Origin of the sequence: Streptomyces sp. NPDC048411, assembly GCF_040704695.1 — a bacterium.
Taxonomy (GTDB): Bacteria; Actinomycetota; Actinomycetes; order Streptomycetales; family Streptomycetaceae; genus Streptomyces.
Map to the genome: position 1 here is coordinate 1 of NZ_JBEZKL010000150.1, position 17,571 is coordinate 17,571.

A 17,571-nucleotide genomic window follows, 5' to 3' on the forward strand; every position below is an offset into this window, starting at 1 on the left:
GGCGTTGTCGTCAGTCAACAACGCTCCGCGTTGCCTCCCTCCTCCGCCTTGCAGCTGCACGCACCCAGCCCCGCTCCTTCTCCCACCCCCCATGTGCCGGTCGGTCTCAGCCTCCGTCGGCCGCGCCGCCGGCCGGTACCGCGAGCGCCGGGGGCCGATTCGTCGCGCCGGCGGCCGACTTCGCGGCTACTGCAGGGGTGGGCGAAGGAGCGTCCGTACTCCCGCGGGAGTACGGACGCGGTGCGCAGCGGTGTATGTCACGAGGGGGTGCGCGCCGCCGCGGCGAGCAGCCGGGCCGTGTCCTGCGGGCAGAGTTGCAGCGCGGCGCCGACCGTGGTCAGCACCTCGCGCTCCGCCGGGCCGTACGGGCCGTCGGCGAGCGCGATCCTGGCGCCCTGCAGGAGGATCGACTCGCGCCCGCCGGGCGCCAGGTGCGGGGCGAGGGGTTCCAGCGCCTCGTGGAGCTCGATGGCGAGGGCGGCGCCGCACGCCTCGGCGGCGGCGTCGAACGCGGAGCCGTGTCCGATGTCGGCGGCGAGGACCTCGACCACGGTGGAGAGCTGGTCCTCGGTGCAGTCGTCGAGCCCGGCGCCGCGCACGGTGGCCGCCGCCGTCTCCAACGCGGTGCGGGAGGCGGTGCCACCGGCGGCGAGGACGCCGAGCGCGACGATGTGGACGGCGTCCCGGAGCATCGCGGAAAACCGGGTGGTGGTGGGGTGGTCGAGCGCGTCGGTGCCGAAGTGGGTACGGCAGGCGGCGCATTCGACGACGGGGCCCACCGTGCCGCGGCGCAGCAATGGCACGCCGAGCACGGCGAAGCGTCGACGGCCGGTGAGACGGCGGTAGTTGCGGTCGCCGCCGCAGCCGGGGCAGAAGAACTCGCCGTCACCGACGGCGTCCCAGACGGTGCGGATGCCGCAGATGCGCAGCTTTATGGCGCGTTGTCCCAGGGCTGATCGCACGTCGCACACCTCCGTAACTCCCCCGTAGCCCCAAGGGCACGGGAGGTGCCCCCTCCGGCAACGTTGCCGTGTCGACGTGATGTTAACCACAGTCGCGATGTGACGTCAGCACCTCGCTCGTCACAACCGTCGGGAGATGGCCGAACCCCGCCCCCTGGAGCGGGTGGGCGGGGTCCGTCGGCCGTGCGGTTCTACGCCCTTTCGGGCACGGGGTCAGCGGGTCGCGCGGTTGACCGCGGAGACGACCGCCTTCAGCGAGGCCCGTGTGGTGTTGGCGTCGATGCCGATGCCCCACAGGACCTTTCCGTCGATCGCACACTCGATGTACGAGGCGGCCTGGGCGCTCGCGCCCTCGCTCATGGTGTGCTCGGTGTAGTCCAGCAGACGGGCGTCGATACCGATGGCCTGCAGCGCTTCGAAGAACGCGGAGATCGGACCGTTGCCGGTACCGGTCAGCACGGTGTCCGCGCCGTCCACGGTCGCGTCGACCGTGATCGTGTCCTGGCCGTCGGAACCGGTCGTGGTCTGACCGGAGCGGATCTGTACGCGCCCCCAGGCGTTCTCCGGGTTGGGCAGGTACTCGTCCTGGAACGTGGACCAGATCTGCGCCGGCGTGACCTCGCCGCCCTCGGCGTCGGTCTTGGCCTGAATGATCCGGGAGAACTCGATCTGCATCCGGCGCGGCAGGTCCAGCTTGTGGTCGTTCTTCAGAACGTAGGCGATTCCGCCCTTGCCCGACTGCGAGTTGACCCGGATGACCGCCTCGTACGAGCGGCCGACGTCCTTCGGGTCGATCGGCAGGTACGGCACCGCCCACTCGATGTCGTCGACGGTCTTGCCCTGGGCGGCCGCGTCGGCCTCCATGGCGTCGAAGCCCTTCTTGATGGCGTCCTGGTGGGAGCCGGAGAAGGCGGTGTAGACCAGGTCGCCCGCGTAGGGGTGGCGCGGGTGGACCTCCATCTGGTTGCAGTACTCGCTGGTGCGGCGGACCTCGTCGATCTGCGAGAAGTCGATCTGCGGGTCGACCCCCTGCGAGAACAGGTTCATGCCCAGCGTCACCAGGTCGACGTTGCCGGTGCGCTCACCCTGGCCGAACAGGCAGCCTTCGATCCGGTCCGCACCGGCCATGATCGCCAGCTCGGCGGCGGCGACGGCGGTGCCGCGGTCGTTGTGGGGGTGGACCGACAGGCAGATGTGCTCGCGGCGCGACAGGTTGCGCGACATCCACTCGAACCGGTCCGCGTGCGTGGACGGCGTCGAACGCTCCACGGTGGCAGGCAGGTTGAGGATGATCTCGCGGCCCTCCTCGGGCTGCCAGACGTCACAGACGGCCTCGCAGACCTCCAGGGCGAAGTCCAGCTCGGTGTCGGTGAAGATCTCCGGGCTGTACTGGTAGCCGAAGATCGTCTCGTCGCCGAGGATCTTCTCCGCGTACTCCATGACCAGTCGGGTGCCGTCCACCGCGATCTGCTTGACCTGCTCCTTCGAACCGCGGAAGACCACGCGGCGGAAGGTGGGAGCGGTGGCGTTGTACAGGTGCACCGTGGCGCGGTGGGCGCCGACCAGTGATTCAACAGTTCGCTCGATCAGTTCCTCGCGGGCCTGGGTCAGGACGGAGATCGTCACGTCCTCGGGGATCGCACCCTCTTCGATGATGGAGCGCACGAACGCGAAGTCGGTCTCGCCGGAGGACGGGAAGCCGACCTCGATCTCCTTGTACCCCATGCGTACGAGCAGGTCGAACATCTCGCGCTTGCGGGCCGGCGACATCGGGTCGATCAGTGCCTGGTTGCCGTCACGCAGGTCGGTGGACAGCCAGCGGGGCGCCACGGTGATCCGGTTGTCCGGCCAGGTGCGGTCGGGGATCTCGACCGCCTCGTAGCGGCCGTACTTGTGGAACGGCATCCCGGACGGCTTCTGCAGCTGAGTGGCGTTGGTGATCGGCGTGGGCCGGCCGACGGCGTTCTCGGCGGGGGTCTGAGCGGGATTCGCGACGGTCATGACGTACGGCTCCTCGGGGTCCAGCGGTGGGACGGCCGACTGTGTCGCTGCAACACCAGACTCCGCGGGGAGGGGGTCGGCCTACGACTACAGGCCCTCGCCGCGGCAGCTAAGAAGAAGCAGCCCGAAACGCATGATGCGACGAGACTAACCGAGAGGCGCCCGAGACGTCGGTCGTGTATCAGTATGCGGGACCGGACGTCGGTAACGGGTAAACAGTGATCGATCACTCCATTTGTTCAATCCTTATGGCAAACAGTGACATCGCGATGACGCGGTGCCACAGTCGAACCCATGCAGCCTCGACCTCAGCACGGGTTCCAGCCCGTCTTCTGCACGATCGTGCCGCCCCACGTACTCGACAAGCTGTCACAAGCCGACGACCCCGATCTGGCCGGTCCGGCCCGCCGCACCCTGGAGGGCGACGCCGCCCGGCGCACCCGCCGCCAGATGGCCACCCTCGTCACCCCCGCACCCGGCCCCGCGACGACGGGCCAACTGTCCGACAAGCCTGAGCGCACGCTCTACGACTGCCGCCACGGCACGCAGCTGCCGGGCTTCAAGGTCCGGGGCGAGGGCGAGGAGCCGACGAAGGACGCGAGCGTCAACCGCGCGTTCGCGGGACTCGGCGCCACCTTCGAACTGCTGCTCACGGCATACGGCCGCCATTCGATCGACGGCAACGGGCTGCCGCTGATCGGCTCCGTCCACTACGACGAGAAGTACAACAACGCCTTCTTCGACGGCGAGCAGATGGTCTTCGGCGACGGGGACGGGGAGATCTTCCTCGACTTCACCGTCGCCATCGATGTGATCGCCCACGAGCTGACGCACGGGCTGACCCAGCACACGGCCAACCTGAGCTATTTCGGCCAGTCCGGCGCACTCAACGAGTCCATGTCGGACGTCTTCGGTTCCCTGGTGAAGCAGTACTCACTGGGCCAGACCGCCGACCAGGCGGACTGGCTGATCGGCGCAGGTCTGCTGGCCCCACGGGTGCAGGGCGAGGCACTGCGCTCAATGAAGGCGCCCGGTACGGCGTACGACGACGACGTGCTCGGCAAGGACCCGCAGCCCGCGTCGATGGAGGACTACATCCACACCACCGAGGACAATGGCGGTGTACACCTCAACTCCGGCATCCCGAACCGCGCCTTCTGTCTGTTGGCCACGGCACTCGGCGGCAACGCGTGGGAGCGGGCGGGACAGCTCTGGTTCGACGTCCTCACGGGCCGCCGCCTGGCCGCGGACGCGGAGTTCACGGACTTCGCACGCCTGACGGTCGAGGCGGCGAGGGACCGCTTCGGCGAGGGCGACGAGTTGGAAGCGGTACGGAAGGCATGGTCGGAGGTGGGCGTGCCGTCCGCGTAGGCCCGGTCACGGTTCCTCTCCTCGATCGCCGGAGCTCGGCGAAAAACAAGCCCCTCCGGCGATTGAGGAGCGGGGTCCGGGGCAGACCCCGGAAACAACCCGAGAGGAGTCGAACCATGCGGATCCAGGTCACCCGCACCGGCGGCTTCACCGGCATCGCCCGCCACCGCGAGATCGACACCTCGGATCGCACCGACGCCGCGGAGTGGGAAGCCCTGGCCGAATCCGCACTCGCGGCGGGCCGAGACACCCCACCGCCCGGGGTGCCGGACGGCTTCCGGTACCGGATCACGGTCGACGACCGCACTGCGCACTGCGCGGATCCGCACCTGACCGACGCCCAGCGCGCACTGATCTCACGCGTCCTCAAGGAGGGCGCGTGAGATCGACGTCCAACTGACCCGCCTACGGACTCCGCCGGCGCTCAGAACCCCAGCTTGCGCAGCTGCTTCGGATCGCGCTGCCAGTCCTTGGCGACCTTCACGTGCAGGTCCAGGAAGACCGGCGTGCCGAGCAGCGCCTCGATGTGCTTGCGCGACTTCGTGCCGACCTCTTTCAGCCGCTTGCCCTTCGGGCCGATGATGATGCCCTTCTGGCTGGGCCGCTCGATGTACACGTTCGCGTGGATGTCGAGCAGCGGCTTGTCCGCGGGCCGGTCCTCGCGCGGCAGCATCTCCTCGACGACGACCGCGATGGAGTGCGGCAGCTCGTCGCGTACGCCTTCGAGCGCGGCCTCCCGGATCAGCTCCGCGACCATCACCATCTCGGGCTCGTCGGTGAGGTCGCCCTCCGGGTAGAGCGGCGGGCCCTCGGGGAGCAGCGGCGCGATCAGGTCGGCGAGAAGGTCGACCTGGCTGTCCTTCACCGCGGAGACCGGAATGATCTCTGCCCATTCGAAGCCGAGCTCCTCGCCGAGACGGGAGACGGCGATCAGCTGTTCGGCGAGCTGCTTGGAGTCGACCAGGTCGGTCTTGGTGATGACCGCGATCTTCGGGGTCTTCTTGATGCCCGCGAGTTCCTTGACGATGAACTTGTCGCCGGGGCCGAGCTTCTGGTCGGCGGGCAGGCAGAAACCGATGACGTCGACCTCGGCCCAGGTGGTCCGCACGACGTCGTTCAGCCGCTCGCCGAGCAGCGTGCGCGGCTTGTGGAGGCCGGGGGTGTCGACCAGGATCAGCTGTGCGTCCTCGCGGTGCACGATGCCGCGCACCGTGTGGCGGGTCGTCTGGGGCCGGTTGGAGGTGATCGCCACCTTCTGGCCGACCAGAGCGTTCGTAAGGGTGGACTTGCCCGCGTTGGGGCGGCCCACGAAGCAGGCGAAGCCGGCCCGGTGGGGGGCGTTGTTCTCAGCCTGCTGCGCAGCAGCTTCTGGGTTCGGTCGAGCGCTCATGGCGCCCATTGTCCCCGATCCCGGCGGTCCCGCCGCACAGCGGGCGGCCTGCTGTCGTCTCAGGCCCTGCGGATGCGGCTCCGCCGGGCCCGTATCCACATCCCCGTACCGCCGCCGACGATCACCAGCAGGACCGCAGCCATCAGCCAGGGCAGTGCGATGTACCGGGCGGTGGCGGACTCGTGGGTGTCGCGGGCGCTCGCGGTCAGTTCGATCTCGCCCCATTCCAGCTGCGGCGCGCCGGCCCACTGCTCGGTCAGCCGGACCTCCTGGCGGGGCAGCAGCTCGGACGGGATCCTCTTCAGGGCGCGGGCGAGCAGGGTGCGGCCGAAGAGTCCCTGGGCCTTGAGGGCGACCTTGGGGTTGAGGGTGACGTTCCCGCGGTTGTGGAGGGTGTACGAGATGACGGCCCGGCTCTCTCCGGTGCCCGGGACGAGCGGCTGGGTGTGCTTGACGGTGACGTCGTCGACGGACAGCGCGGGCATCGCCGGTCCGTTCACCCGGAGATAGATCCGGGCGCCGACCGCTTTCCGGATGCCGACGGCGACGGCTCCCCGGTCGGCGGGGTCGATGCGTTCGTCGAGGGCGACGAGGGCACCCGGGTGGTCGCCGGGCTCGGCGGTCTCCGGGAGGGTGACCGTGACCGGCACGGTGACGGAGCCGTGCGGTTTCACGGTGACCTTGTCACGGTCGGTCCTCGCCCAGGCGCCGATGGAACGCTGCTTCTCGTCCGGGGAGCGGACGGCGAACCCGCCGTCGCGTTCGGTGTTGTAGGCGTCGGCGGCATACAGCCGGAAGGTCAGCGGCTCGGCGGTCTTGTTGGTGACGGTGACCTTGTCGGTGAGGGTGGTACCGGGGTCGGCGGTGAGATAGAAGTACGGGCGCTGTCCGTACTTCGTGGTGGCCGGGAAGACGGACCAGCTGCCGTTGTCGGCGGCATGGCCCGCGGGTGCGCCGAACAGCAGCAGGACGGCGGCCAGGAGGAGTACGTACAGCTTGCGCACGGTGCGGAACCCCCAGGGTGCTCGGTACGGACGGGGTGGGCCGGCCGGGTTCGCCGCCCGGCCCACCGGTCGGTCGGGGACCGACGCTCAGGTGAGGGTGAGCGTCAGCACGCCGGAGTACGTGCCGGTCGCGGTGTACGCCGGTACGTCCAGGGCGAGCCGGGCGTCGACGGCGAACTCACCGCCGGTGAACGCCCCGTTCGGGGTGGACGCCAGGGTGGCGCCCGCGCTGCCGACCGAACCCTCGGAACCTGCGGCACAGGTGCTCGGGCTCCCGGGCTTTGTCGCACAGACCGGGGTCCAGCTGAGCGCGGAGGCGCCGATCTTTGCACCACCGGGGCCGCTGAAGTCGGTGACCTTGCCGGTCAGGGACCAGCCCGCGGGACCGCCGCGGAAGTCCTTGACCGTCACCGTCTGCAGGGAGCCGCGGGAGGCGCCGCCCGTACCGAAGTCGACCGCCGACATCTCGACGGTGTCGCCGGCCTGGGTCATGGACAGGGTGCCCGCCTTGACGGACGAGGTGAGTCGCTGGCTGTCGCCGGGGATCTCCCCGCCGCCACCGGTGACGGTGTAGGCTTGCGGGCCCGCGCCCTTGTCGGCGTCCCAGCCGGAGCCCTCGTACGCGACGATGCCGGTGGTCGCCGGATCGTTGACGGTGAGCTGTCCGGTGAAACCGCCGTGGCTGTCGGCCGACACCGTGACCGTGTCCGCGGTCTGGGTGCCACCGGCCCGGCCCGCCAGGGTGACGCGCGCGCCCGCGGTGAACTTCGATCCGGTCACGGTGACCGGGTCGCCCGCCTTGCCGGAGGCCGTACCGAGCTGGATGGCACGCTCGTTGACCTGGCCGCCGCCGTTCGTCGCGATGACCGTCTGGGAGACGGGGGCGGGCGGGTTCGTCACCGTGCAAGGGGTGTCCAGCTCCATGATGTAGCTGGTGTGGATGTTGTAGTCGCCGGGCGAGAGCGTGATCTCACCGGGTGCGGTGACCGTGAAGGCGCCCGTCATGGAGAAGGACGGGAAGTTGCCCTTGCCGGGTACGGGGTCGTTCTTCTTGGGGCCGGCGACGGTGACGCTGCCGCTCTGGGCGCCGCCGACGGTGACCTTGCCGGTCGGCGTCATGATGTCGGCGGGCAGGGCCAGATCGACCGGGTTGCTCGCGGCCGGCTTGACCACGGTGTACGTGATGTTGACCGTGTCGCCCACCTTCGGGGCGGCGTTGTCGACGCTGATCTGCGCCGTCGTCGTCCCGTCGATCGGCGGGATGCCCGCGATGGCCGGCGGGATGCAGTGCGTCGGGAAGTCCACCGCGACGGAGGCCGTCGCCAGGGCCTGCGCGGGGCCTGCGAGTCCTCCTCCCCCGGCGACGACGAGCGCGGTGACGCCGAGCGCGGCGGCCCAGCGGCGCCTGCGGTCCGGGTGTCTTCGGGTGGCGGATCTACGAATGGTCGGATGCGTGGTCGGACGCATGGAGCCCCCTCCTGCGGGACGCGGCGCAGAGGCTCTTCTGCGCCGGCAGGGGGCCATTGATGACTTCGGCCGAAAAGAAGTCAATGGCAGCGAAATGCCACGACTGATGGGCCATCAGATACTGTCAAGATCCCTGCTCCCAGGGATCTTGACGACATCCGAGGTCAGCCTGCCGTCACACTGACCCGCACCGCGCCGTCCGGTCCGGCCAGCAGCACCGGGGTCTGCGGCCCGCCGAGGTCCCGTACCGCCGCACGGTCCGCGTCCGACGGGGTCTGCGCCTCGGAGACGATCGCGGCCGCCTCCAGAGAAGTGGCGCCGCTGGCCACCGCCATCGCGACGGCGGTCTGCAGGGCGCTCAGCTTCAGCGACTCCAGCTGTACGGTGCCCGCGACATACGTCCGTCCGGTCTCGTCCCGTACGGCCGCACCCTCCGGCACACCGTTGCGGGCGCGGGCGCTGCGCGCCAGCGTGACGATCTTGCGGTCCTCGGGGCCGAGGTCGGTGCTCTCAGTCATGTGCCGAGCATACGAAGCGGACGGCCGGGACCGGCACGCGGGCGGTCACCCGGGGCGGCAGGGGTGAGCAGTGGCGGCGGGCCTCCGCCACGCGTGACGGGCCGCGGCCGGCCCCTGCGGCGGTGGAGGGGAGGGTCCGGAGCGGCGCCCCGGACCCGGTCCCGCTCTACCCCCGGTCCAGCCGCAGCCGCTCCGCACGCGGCAACCCCGCCACCACCAAGTCGTACGAGTCCTCGATCAGCTCCCGCAGCAGCCGCCCCGGCACCCCCGACACCGTCACCGTGTTCCAGTGCCGTTTGTTCATGTGCCACCCCGGGGAGATCGCCGCGTGCTCCTCCCGCAGCCGCACCGCGTCATCCGGATCGCACTTCAGATTGACCGTGAACGGCCGTGCGTCCAGCGTGCTGAGCGCGAACATCTTGCCGAGCACCTTGAAGACCGAGGTCTCCGGTCCGAACGGAAACTCCTCGACGCTCGCGTTGAACTCCAGGCAGAACGCCCTCAACTCCTGCGGGGTCATTCCGCTGCCGCCTCCTCCGGCGCCACCGGCTCCACCAGTACCGTGACGATCTTGTTCCGACGCCCTGCCGGGGACTCCGCGGTCAGCCGCAGCCGACGCCCGTCGGGCAGATCGACGACTGACGAAGCCCCGGCGATCGGCACCCGGCCGAGCGCCTTCGCCAGGAGTCCGCCGACCGTCTCCACGTCCTCGTCGTCGAAGGCGTCGACCCCGAACAGCTCGCCCAGGTCGCCGATGTCGAGCCGGGCGGTCACCCGGAAGCAGCCGTTCTCCAGCTCCTGGACGGGCGGGAGCTCACGGTCGTACTCGTCGGTGATCTCACCGACGATCTCCTCCAGGATGTCCTCGATCGTGACGATGCCCGCCGTGCCGCCGTACTCGTCGATGACGACGGCGACGTGGCTGCGTTCCTGCTGCATCTCGCGCAGCAGATCACCGGCGTTCTTGGTGTCCGGCACGAACGCCGCGGGACGCATCGCCGTGGACACCGGATCGGCCTCCGACTCCCGGTTGATGTGCGTCTTGCGGACCAGGTCCTTGAGGTAGACGATCCCGACGACGTCGTCCTCGTTCTCGCCGGTGACCGGGATCCGGGAGAACCCGGAGCGCAGGGCCAGGGTCAGCGCCTGCCGGATCGTCTTGTACCGCTCGATGCAGACCAGGTCCGTCCGCGGCACCATCACCTCGCGAACCAGCGTGTCGCCGAGCTCGAAGACGGAGTGCACCATGCGCCGCTCCTCGTCCTCGATCAGCGACTCCTGCTCGGCGAGGTCGACCATCGCCCGCAGTTCCGCCTCGCTGGCGAACGGGCCCTTGCGGAACCCCTTGCCGGGGGTGAGCGCGTTGCCGAGGAGGATCAGCAGCTGCGGGATCGGACCCATGATCCTGGCGAGCGGCAGCAGCACGTACGCCGCGGCCGTCGCCGTGTTCAGCGGGTGCTGCCGCCCGATGGTGCGCGGCGAGACACCGATGGCGACGTACGACACGAGGACCATCACGCCCATCGCGACGGCCAGTGCCTCCCAGGTTTCCGGGAACTCCTTCAGGCAGACGTACGTGACGAGCACTCCGGCCGACATCTCGCAGGCGACCCGCACGAGCAGGGCGACATTGAGATAGCGGGTCGGGTCGGCCGCGACCTGTTCCAGCTTGTCGCTGCCACGCCGCCCGGAGCGCACCGCCTCGGCCGCCCGGAAGCTCGACGTGCGGGCGATACCCGCCTCGGCACAGGCCGCCAGCCAGCCGAACACGACCAGCAGAACGGCGCCCAGGACAAGGGGGACGCTCACGAGACGGTGGGGGCGGGCGACGGACCGGTCAGGCCGTGCTCGGCGCGCCAGCCGTCCACGATCGCGGCCTGGAGACCGAACATCTCGGCCTTCTCGTCCGGCTCCTCGTGGTCGTACCCCAGCAGATGCAGCACCCCGTGCACGGTGAGGAGCTGGAGCTCCTCGTCCATCGAGTGCCGGGTCTCCGCGTCCTCGCCCTGCTTCTTCGCGACCTCCGGGCAGAGCACGATGTCACCGAGGAGCCCCTGCGGGGGCTCCTCGTCGTCCTTCGACGGCGGACGCAGTTCGTCCATCGGAAAGGACATGACATCCGTCGGACCCGGCAGGTCCATCCACTGGATGTGGAGCTGCTCCATGGCGTCGGTGTCCACCACGATCACCGAGAGTTCGGAGAGCGGGTGGATCCGCATCCGTGCGAGCGCATAGCGGGCGATGTCGAGGATCGCCTGCTCGTCGACCTCGGTTCCGGACTCGTTGTTGACGTCGATCGACATGGTGCGCTGCGACTACTTCCCGTTGTGGCTGTCTCGGTTGTCGTACTTCTCGTACGCGTCGACGATACGGCCGACCAGCTTGTGCCGGACGACATCCTGGGAGGTGAGCCGGGAGAAGTGCACGTCGGGCACGCCTTCCAGGATGTCCTGGACCTGGCGCAGACCGCTCCTGGTGCCGTTCGGCAGGTCGACCTGGGTGATGTCACCGGTGACGACGATCTTCGAGTCGAAACCGAGCCGGGTCAGGAACATCTTCATCTGCTCGGCGCTGGTGTTCTGCGCCTCGTCGAGAATGATGAACGCGTCATTGAGCGTCCTTCCACGCATGTAAGCCAGCGGCGCCACCTCGATCGTGCCCGCCGCCATCAGCCGCGGGATCGAGTCGGGGTCGAGCATGTCGTGCAGCGCGTCGTAGAGCGGGCGCAGATACGGGTCGATCTTGTCGAAGAGCGTGCCGGGCAGGAACCCGAGCCGCTCGCCCGCCTCGACGGCGGGCCTGGTCAGAATGATCCGGTTGACCTGCTTGGACTGCAGGGCCTGGACCGCCTTCGCCATGGCGAGATACGTCTTGCCGGTACCGGCGGGTCCGATGCTGAAGACGATCGTGTGCTTGTCGATGGCGTCGACGTAGCGCTTCTGGTTGAGCGTCTTGGGGCGGATCGTGCGACCGCGGTTGGAGAGGATGTTCTGCGTGAGCACCTCGGCGGGCGTCTCGCCCTGCGGCTCCCCCTGCCCGTTGCCACTCGCCCGGAGCATGGCGATCGACCGTTCCACTGCGTCCTCCGTCATCGGCTGCCCGGTGCGGAGCACGAGCATCATCTCGTCGAACAAGCGCTGGATCAGGGCGACATCGGCTGCGTCACCCGTGGCTCTGATTTCGTTGCCCCGGACATGGATATCGACCGCCGGGAAAGCCGATTCGATCACGCGCAACAGCGAATCGCCCGATCCGAGGAGCATCACCATGGGGTGTGCGGCCGGGATCATGATCTGGGCACGCGCCTGCGGCTGTGTGGGTGTCTGAGTCATGGGCCGGCCCTCGGGCCTGCACATACCTCCCGTTGCAGGGTTCTCGCCGCTCGACAACCTCTGGAACCAAGCCTACGACTCCGCACGGACAACACCGAGGGCTTTTTCGCACACGATGCGAACACCCGTGTCCGCGTCACGCGGGGTGGCGGAAGCCGATCGTCGGTACGGCCCGGCGCAGCGGCCACGGCCGGGCGGTGGCGGGAAGCAGATGCTCCAGGAACGCGTACCGCCGGAGGGCCGCCGGATCCTGCCCGTCGCAGATGCGGACCCGCTGCCACCAGGCGGCGATCTCCGCCCAGCCCGGCGCCGACAGGGACCCGCCGAACTCCTGGACGGAGAGGGCCGCGGTCAGTCCGGCGAAGGCCAGCCGGTCGGCCAGCGGCCAGTCCGCCAGGGTGCCGGTGACGAATCCGGCGACGAAGACATCGCCCGCGCCGGTCGGGTCGAGGGCCTCGACCTCGATCGCGGGCACCTCGGCGGTGACACCGGTCGCCGCGTCCACCGCGTAGGCGCCCTCCGCGCCCAGCGTGACGACGGCGATGGGCACCCGTTCGGCGAGGGCGCGGGCGGCGGCACGGGGGCAGTCGGTACGGGTGTAGCGCATCGCCTCCTCCGCGTTGGGCAGGAACGCCTGGCAGTGCTGCAGGTCGGGCAGCGCGTCCAGGTCCCAGCGGCCCGTCTCGTCCCAGCCGACGTCGGCGAAGATCCGGGCGCCGTGCCGGGCCGCCGCGGCGACCCACGGCTCGCTGCGGCCGGGGGTCAGCGAGGCGACGGCGGCGCGGGCGCGCGGCGGGCAGCGCGGGAAGGCCCGGTCCGCGTGCGAGGGGGCGGCGGGTGGCGGGGCCTCGTGTCCGTGCGAGACCATCGTCCGCTCGCCCTCGTACGCCATGGAGACGGTCACCGGCGAGTGCCAGCCGGGGACGGTGTGCGACATCGAGAGGTCGATGCCCTCGCCCTGTTCGAGGGCGTCCCAGCAGTACTCCCCGTAGTGGTCATCGCCGAACGCGGCGGCGAGCGAGGTGTGCAGTCCGAGCCGGGCCAGTGCGGTGGCCATGTTGGCGACGCCGCCGGGGCTGGAGCCCATGCCGCGCGCCCAGGACTCGGTGCCGCGGACCGGGGCGCTGTCCAGGCCGGTGAAGACGATGTCGAGGAAGACCGTGCCGGTGAGGAACACATCGCAGTCCGGGTCCTGCGGGGCGCGCAGCCCGTCCAGCGGGTCGATGCCCGGATTGTCTGTGCTCACCTTGCACTCCCCGGTCGTGGCAGATCCGGCCAGTGTGCCCGATTCATCCTGCGTCCGGGATGGGTCCGCGCCGTCGCACCGGACGGGCGTGAGCCGGGCCGGCCCCTGACCCGCCCGGGGTCTGCGCACACCAACACTGACCTGCGTAAACATGGCTCGCTACCCGCTTCACAAGGCAGCAAACACAAGTGTGGCCCAGATCACTCAAAGGTGACTTTCGATCGACTGTACGCACTTGATACAAATTGGCCCGCACGCACCGTCGCCGATCGACACCGACGAGTGCCACGTCCCCCCGCTGCACCCCTCCCCGCCTTCCCTGCCTCCCCCGGCATGTCTTCAGGAACGCCCATGTCCCCGCGCCCTCGCGCCGCGTGGCCCCTGGTCGCCGTGTTCACCGCCGGTTACCTCGCCGCCTATCTGCTCCCCACCATCGTCGGCCGGCTCTCCACCTGTCTGGGCCTCAGCGCGGCCCAGGCGGGCCTGGTCGGCAGCGCGCTCCTGCTGAGTTCGGCCACCGCCGGGTTCACCCTGGCGGGCCGGGTCGAGCGGTACGGGTCGCGGACACCGGCGCGGGCCGGACTGGTGCTGGCCGTGGTGGGCTACGGCTGCGCCGCGCTGGCCGGTTCCGTGCCCCTCGTGGTCATGGGCGCGGTGATCGGCGGGCTCGGCTCGGGTACGGCGACGGCAGTGGCCGCGGCCGGTATCGCCGCGCAGCGCGACCCGCACCGGACCTCGTCCCTGGGCCTGCTGAGCGTCTCCGCGACCGCGGGCGCCCTCTATCTGACGATCCCTCACCTGGGGGGCGGCCACCGACTGCCGTTCGCCGCGATCGCCCTGGTCGCCCTGCTCGTCTGGCCCGCCACCGCGCGGCTCGGCGGGTCGGCGCCCACCGGTTCGACGGCACCGGTGGGAGGCCGACTGCCGCACCGCCGCTCCGGTCTGGTGCTGGCGGGCGGCATGCTCGTCTGGTCGATGGCGCAGAACGCCCTGTGGGGGGTCAGCAGCCGGATCGGCGTGTCCCAGGCCGGGCTCTCCGAGGTCACCATCGGCGCGGTGTTCGCCGCCGCGCTCGGCGCCGGCCTGCTCGGCGTGATGGGCGCCGGAGTGCTGGGCGCCAGACTCGGCCGGGCCGTCCCGATCGGTCTCGGCACCGTGATCATCGCGGGCAGCATCGTGCTCAGCTCGTCGGCCGCCGGGCTCGGCTCGTTCGCCACCGGCGAGATCGCGTGGAACACCGTCTACCCGGTGGTCCTGTCGTATCTGATCGGTCTGGCCGCGTCACTGGATGTACGGGGCTGCTGGGCGGTCCTCGCGGGCTCCGCGTCGTCCGTCGGCGTGGCCTGCGGCCCGGTCCTCGGCAGTGTGCTGTCCGAGACGGCCAGCTACCCCGTGATGGGCCTGATCCTGGGCGCCGTGACCCTGCTGGTCGCCGCCCCGGTCACGGCCGTCGCGCTGCACACCGGCGGCCGTCCGCTGGTGCCCGGCTCCGTCCGCCGCCGGGGCGGCGCCCCCGCGGCGCTGCTCGCCGCGACCACCGGCACGCTGTCCGGCGCGGTTCCCAGGATGGGCGCCCCCGAACAGGCCGTCACGGAGATCAGCGTGCCCGCGCCGCGGCGCGGGCGCCTCGGCAGGAACGCGTTCCGGACGGCCGGTCCGTCGGGCGCGGACGGTCAGTCGAACGCGTACGCCTCGACCTCCGACAGGTAGCGCGACCTGCGCTCCTCGTCGTGGTCGAGGAAGGCCGCCTCGAAGGAGTTCCGGGCCAGGGTACGCAGCTGCTCACGCTCCAGTCCGAGCGCCTCGTGGACGGCATGGAAGGTGTCTCCGACGTATCCGCCGAAGTACGCGGGGTCGTCGGAGTTCACCGTGCAGAGCAGCCCGGCGTCCAGCATCGCCCGCAGCGGGTGCTGCTCCAGGGTGTCGACAGCGCGCAGCCGTACGTTGGACAGCGGGCAGAGGGTGAGCGGCACCCGGTCGGCTGCGAGCCGCCTCACCAGGTCCGGGTCCTCCATGCAGCGCAGCCCATGGTCGATGCGCTCGACCTCGAGGACGTCGAGCGCCTCCCGGATGTACTCCGGCGGACCCTCCTCCCCGGCGTGTGCGACCTTCCGCAGCCCGAGTGCCCCGGCCGCCTCGTAGACCTCACGGAACTTCGCGGGCGGATGCCCGACCTCCGCCGAGTCCAGGCCGACGGCGCTGATCCGGTGCAGGTACGGCTTCGCGGCGTCGAGGGTCTCCAGGGCCGATTCGGCGGACTGGTCGCGCAGGAAACACATGATCAGCTGGGTGGAGATGCCATGGGTCTCCTCGCTGCGGTCGAGCGCCCGGCCGAGTCCTTCGACGACGGTGCCGATCGGGACGCCTCGGGCGGTGTGCGCCTGCGGGTCGAAGAAGATCTCCGCGTGGCGGACGCCCTGGGCGGCCGCGCGGGTGAGGTAGGCGTCGGCGAGCTGCTCGAAGTCCTCCTCGGTGCGCAGGACGGCCATCAGCGCGTAATAGAGGTCCAGAAAGGACTGCAGGTCGTCGAAGAGGTAGGCGGTGCGCAGCTCTTCGGTGTTCGCGTAGGGCAGCTCCACGCCACCCCGTTCGGCGAGGGCGAAGGCCAGCTCGGGTTCGAGGGTTCCTTCGATGTGGAGGTGGAGTTCTGCCTTGGGGAGATGCACGGGTTGCTCGCTCATTCTTGCTGCTGCCGGCTACTGCTGCTGTTGATGCCGGCTCGGGACGGGAACGCTGATCAGGTCCTGGGCGATGGTCAGTTCGCCCTCGAACCCGGCGGCGCGGGCCTGGGCGGCGAAGACACCCGGATCTCCGTACCGCTGCGAGAAGTGCGTCAGCACGAGATGCCGTACGCCCGCCTCCCGGGCCACCCGGGCCGCCTGTCCGGCGGTGAGATGACCGTGGTCGACGGCGAGCCGTTCGTCCTCGTCGAGGAAGGTCGACTCGATGACCAGCAGGTCGCACCCCTCGGCAAGCGTGTACACGCCGTCGCAGAGCCGCGTGTCCATGATGAACGCGAAGCGCTGGCCGCGCCTGCGCTCGGAGACCTCGTCGAGGCCGACGCCGCCCAGCGAGCCCTCGCGCTGGATCCGTCCGACGTCCGGCCCGCTGATCCCGTGCTCGGCGAGCCGGTCGGGCAGCATGCGCTGCCGGTCGGGCTCGACGAGGCGGTAGCCGTACGACTCGACGGGGTGGGAGAGCCGGTGGGCGTGCAGGGTGTACGCGGCAGTCTCGGCGAGGACCCCGTCGGCCGTGACCGGGGCCTCGGTCAGCTCGACGGATTCGTGGTAGGCGGTCGCGTACCGCAGCCGCTCGAAGAAGCGCTGCCCGCTCGCCGGGTAGTGCGCGCTCACAGGGTGCGGGACCTGGTCGAGATTGATGCGCTGGATCACCCCGGCAAGGCCGAGGGAGTGGTCGCCGTGGAAGTGCGTGACACAGATCCGGTTGATGTCGTGCGCGGCGACTCCGGCGCGCAGCATCTGGCGCTGGGTGCCCTCGCCGGGGTCGAAGAGGATGCCCTCGCCGTCCCAGCGCAGTAGATAGCCGTTGTGGTTGCGGTGCCGGGTGGGGACCTGGCTGGCGGTGCCGAGGACGACGAGTTCGCGTACGGACATGGGTGCGGCGGCCTGCGATTCGGGTGGTTGGGCGTTATCCGGGCGGCCACTGCATTCCGCGGCCGCCCAGGACGTGGGCGTGCGCGTGGAAGACGGTCTGCCCGGCACCGGTGCCGGTGTTGAAGACGACCCGGTAACCGGTGTCGGTGATCTTCTCGTCGGCGGCGACGTTCGCGGCCTCGAGCAGTATGTCGGCGGCGATCTGCGGCTCGGCGGCGGCGAGGGTGGCGGCGTCGCGGTGGTGGACGCGGGGGATGACGAGGATGTGGGTGGGGGCCTGGGGGTTGATGTCGCGGAAGGCGACGGTCGTCTCGGTCTCGCGGACGATGGTTGCCGGGACGTCTCCCGAGACGATCTTGCAGAACAGGCAGTCGGGCTGCGGTTCTCCCGCCATGGCCGGGCTCCTCGGTCGCGTGGTTGATCACGTACACGGGCATGCTATCGGGCGCGGTTGCCCGGCTCCCGAAACCGGGGGCGGAGCCCCGGTCCCGGGAACGGGCGGATAGGGCAACGAGGGCCCTTCTTGCGGATCAGGCCGGATCCGCAAGAAAGGCCCCAGCGCCCAGGGCGTGTTTCGAAAGTAGCGCCGTCCGCCCGTAGGGCGGGCCAGGCGGCGTCTGGTGCGTGCGATCGCAAGATAGGAAGAGCGGCGGGGGGGGACAGAGG

17 protein-coding genes are annotated in these 17,571 nt (G+C 70.3%); 3 read left to right on the forward strand and 14 right to left on the reverse strand.

The window, feature by feature from the left end; all coding sequences use genetic code 11:
- Positions 1–257: 257 nt before the first annotated feature.
- Both AB0915_RS33400 and leuA read right to left on the reverse strand, forming a co-directional pair.
- Positions 258–962: a TerB family tellurite resistance protein gene (locus tag AB0915_RS33400; protein WP_366694624.1), complete on the reverse strand. Its 705-nt coding sequence runs from the start codon at positions 960–962 to the stop codon at positions 258–260.
- A gap of 213 nt (positions 963–1,175) precedes the next feature.
- A complete protein-coding gene (gene leuA, locus AB0915_RS33405; RefSeq protein WP_366694625.1) occupies positions 1,176–2,963 on the reverse strand; it encodes a 2-isopropylmalate synthase in 1,788 nt (595 codons plus the stop codon).
- Between the two features lie 294 nt (positions 2,964–3,257).
- Here leuA and AB0915_RS33410 point away from each other — a divergent pair, with 294 nt between their 5' ends.
- Complete coding sequence (locus AB0915_RS33410) at positions 3,258–4,334, forward strand: M4 family metallopeptidase (protein WP_366694626.1); 1,077 nt, start codon at positions 3,258–3,260, stop codon at positions 4,332–4,334.
- Positions 4,335–4,450: 116 nt separating this feature from the next.
- Positions 4,451–4,717 (forward strand): protealysin inhibitor emfourin, encoded by a 267-nt coding sequence (locus tag AB0915_RS33415; protein WP_366694627.1) that lies wholly within the window; start codon positions 4,451–4,453, stop codon positions 4,715–4,717.
- Positions 4,718–4,758: 41 nt separating this feature from the next.
- Here AB0915_RS33415 and era read toward each other — a convergent pair whose 3' ends face one another.
- The 9 genes from era to AB0915_RS33460 all read right to left on the reverse strand — a co-directional run bounded on the left by era (position 4,759) and on the right by AB0915_RS33460 (position 13,291).
- Positions 4,759–5,733: a GTPase Era gene (gene era / locus AB0915_RS33420; protein ID WP_366694628.1), complete on the reverse strand. Its 975-nt coding sequence runs from the start codon at positions 5,731–5,733 to the stop codon at positions 4,759–4,761.
- 50 nt (positions 5,734–5,783) lie between these two features.
- On the reverse strand, positions 5,784–6,728 hold the full coding sequence (locus AB0915_RS33425; protein WP_366694629.1) for a DUF916 domain-containing protein: 945 nt from the start codon (positions 6,726–6,728) through the stop codon (positions 5,784–5,786).
- 87 nt (positions 6,729–6,815) lie between these two features.
- The gene (locus tag AB0915_RS33430; RefSeq protein WP_366694630.1) at positions 6,816–8,195 is read right to left on the reverse strand and encodes a beta-xylosidase; all 1,380 of its coding nucleotides are present in this window, start codon (positions 8,193–8,195) and stop codon (positions 6,816–6,818) included.
- Positions 8,196–8,359: 164 nt separating this feature from the next.
- Positions 8,360–8,713 carry a cytidine deaminase gene (locus AB0915_RS33435; RefSeq protein WP_366694631.1) on the reverse strand — a complete coding sequence of 118 codons (354 nt, stop codon included), beginning with the start codon at positions 8,711–8,713 and terminating at the stop codon, positions 8,360–8,362.
- A 166-nt stretch (positions 8,714–8,879) separates the two neighbouring features.
- Positions 8,880–9,233 carry an MmcQ/YjbR family DNA-binding protein gene (locus AB0915_RS33440; protein ID WP_366694632.1) on the reverse strand — a complete coding sequence of 118 codons (354 nt, stop codon included), beginning with the start codon at positions 9,231–9,233 and terminating at the stop codon, positions 8,880–8,882.
- Positions 9,230–10,522: a hemolysin family protein gene (locus AB0915_RS33445; protein WP_358858999.1), complete on the reverse strand. Its 1,293-nt coding sequence runs from the start codon at positions 10,520–10,522 to the stop codon at positions 9,230–9,232. Before AB0915_RS33445 ends, AB0915_RS33440 begins: the two co-directional genes overlap by 4 nt.
- Positions 10,519–11,016 carry an rRNA maturation RNase YbeY gene (gene ybeY / locus AB0915_RS33450; protein ID WP_356481747.1) on the reverse strand — a complete coding sequence of 166 codons (498 nt, stop codon included), beginning with the start codon at positions 11,014–11,016 and terminating at the stop codon, positions 10,519–10,521. The genes AB0915_RS33445 and ybeY overlap by 4 nt, the downstream gene beginning before the upstream one ends.
- A gap of 12 nt (positions 11,017–11,028) precedes the next feature.
- Complete coding sequence (locus tag AB0915_RS33455; protein WP_366694633.1) at positions 11,029–12,045, reverse strand: PhoH family protein; 1,017 nt, start codon at positions 12,043–12,045, stop codon at positions 11,029–11,031.
- A gap of 136 nt (positions 12,046–12,181) precedes the next feature.
- Entirely contained in the window at positions 12,182–13,291 is a 1,110-nt protein-coding gene (locus AB0915_RS33460; protein WP_366694634.1) for a PfkB family carbohydrate kinase, read from the reverse strand.
- Positions 13,292–13,642: 351 nt separating this feature from the next.
- Here AB0915_RS33460 and AB0915_RS33465 point away from each other — a divergent pair, with 351 nt between their 5' ends.
- Positions 13,643–15,001 (forward strand): MFS transporter, encoded by a 1,359-nt coding sequence (locus AB0915_RS33465; RefSeq protein ID WP_366694635.1) that lies wholly within the window; start codon positions 13,643–13,645, stop codon positions 14,999–15,001.
- On the opposite strand, the gene AB0915_RS33470 is transcribed toward AB0915_RS33465, so the two are convergent.
- Genes AB0915_RS33470 through AB0915_RS33480 form a run of 3 tightly spaced genes read right to left on the reverse strand, consistent with a single transcriptional unit; the run spans position 14,965 to position 17,299 of the window.
- A complete protein-coding gene (locus AB0915_RS33470; RefSeq protein WP_366694637.1) occupies positions 14,965–15,957 on the reverse strand; it encodes an adenosine deaminase in 993 nt (330 codons plus the stop codon). The two genes, AB0915_RS33465 and AB0915_RS33470, sit on opposite strands and share 37 nt — an antisense overlap.
- Positions 15,958–15,987: 30 nt before the next feature.
- Positions 15,988–16,905: a ribonuclease Z gene (locus AB0915_RS33475; protein WP_366694636.1), complete on the reverse strand. Its 918-nt coding sequence runs from the start codon at positions 16,903–16,905 to the stop codon at positions 15,988–15,990.
- Between the two features lie 34 nt (positions 16,906–16,939).
- On the reverse strand, positions 16,940–17,299 hold the full coding sequence (locus AB0915_RS33480) for a histidine triad nucleotide-binding protein (RefSeq protein ID WP_358859004.1): 360 nt from the start codon (positions 17,297–17,299) through the stop codon (positions 16,940–16,942).
- Positions 17,300–17,571: the final 272 nt, after the last annotated feature.

Excerpts from the sequence above, each read along its gene's own strand:
- AB0915_RS33410 (WP_366694626.1), top strand. The coding sequence starts at position 3,258 with ATGCAGCCTCGACCTCAGCACGGGTTCCAGCCCGTCTTCTGCACGATC.
- AB0915_RS33465 (WP_366694635.1), top strand. The coding sequence starts at position 13,643 with ATGTCCCCGCGCCCTCGCGCCGCGTGGCCCCTGGTCGCCGTGTTCACC.
- AB0915_RS33455 (WP_366694633.1), bottom strand. The coding sequence starts at position 12,045 with ATGACTCAGACACCCACACAGCCGCAGGCGCGTGCCCAGATCATGATC.
- ybeY (WP_356481747.1), bottom strand. The coding sequence starts at position 11,016 with ATGTCGATCGACGTCAACAACGAGTCCGGAACCGAGGTCGACGAGCAG.
- AB0915_RS33480 (WP_358859004.1), bottom strand. The coding sequence starts at position 17,299 with ATGGCGGGAGAACCGCAGCCCGACTGCCTGTTCTGCAAGATCGTCTCG.
- AB0915_RS33440 (WP_366694632.1), bottom strand. The coding sequence starts at position 9,233 with ATGACCCCGCAGGAGTTGAGGGCGTTCTGCCTGGAGTTCAACGCGAGC.
- leuA (WP_366694625.1), bottom strand. The coding sequence starts at position 2,963 with ATGACCGTCGCGAATCCCGCTCAGACCCCCGCCGAGAACGCCGTCGGC.
- AB0915_RS33415 (WP_366694627.1), top strand. The coding sequence starts at position 4,451 with ATGCGGATCCAGGTCACCCGCACCGGCGGCTTCACCGGCATCGCCCGC.
- AB0915_RS33430 (WP_366694630.1), bottom strand. The coding sequence starts at position 8,195 with ATGCGTCCGACCACGCATCCGACCATTCGTAGATCCGCCACCCGAAGA.
- AB0915_RS33475 (WP_366694636.1), bottom strand. The coding sequence starts at position 16,905 with ATGTCCGTACGCGAACTCGTCGTCCTCGGCACCGCCAGCCAGGTCCCC.
- AB0915_RS33435 (WP_366694631.1), bottom strand. The coding sequence starts at position 8,713 with ATGACTGAGAGCACCGACCTCGGCCCCGAGGACCGCAAGATCGTCACG.
- era (WP_366694628.1), bottom strand. The coding sequence starts at position 5,733 with ATGGGCGCCATGAGCGCTCGACCGAACCCAGAAGCTGCTGCGCAGCAG.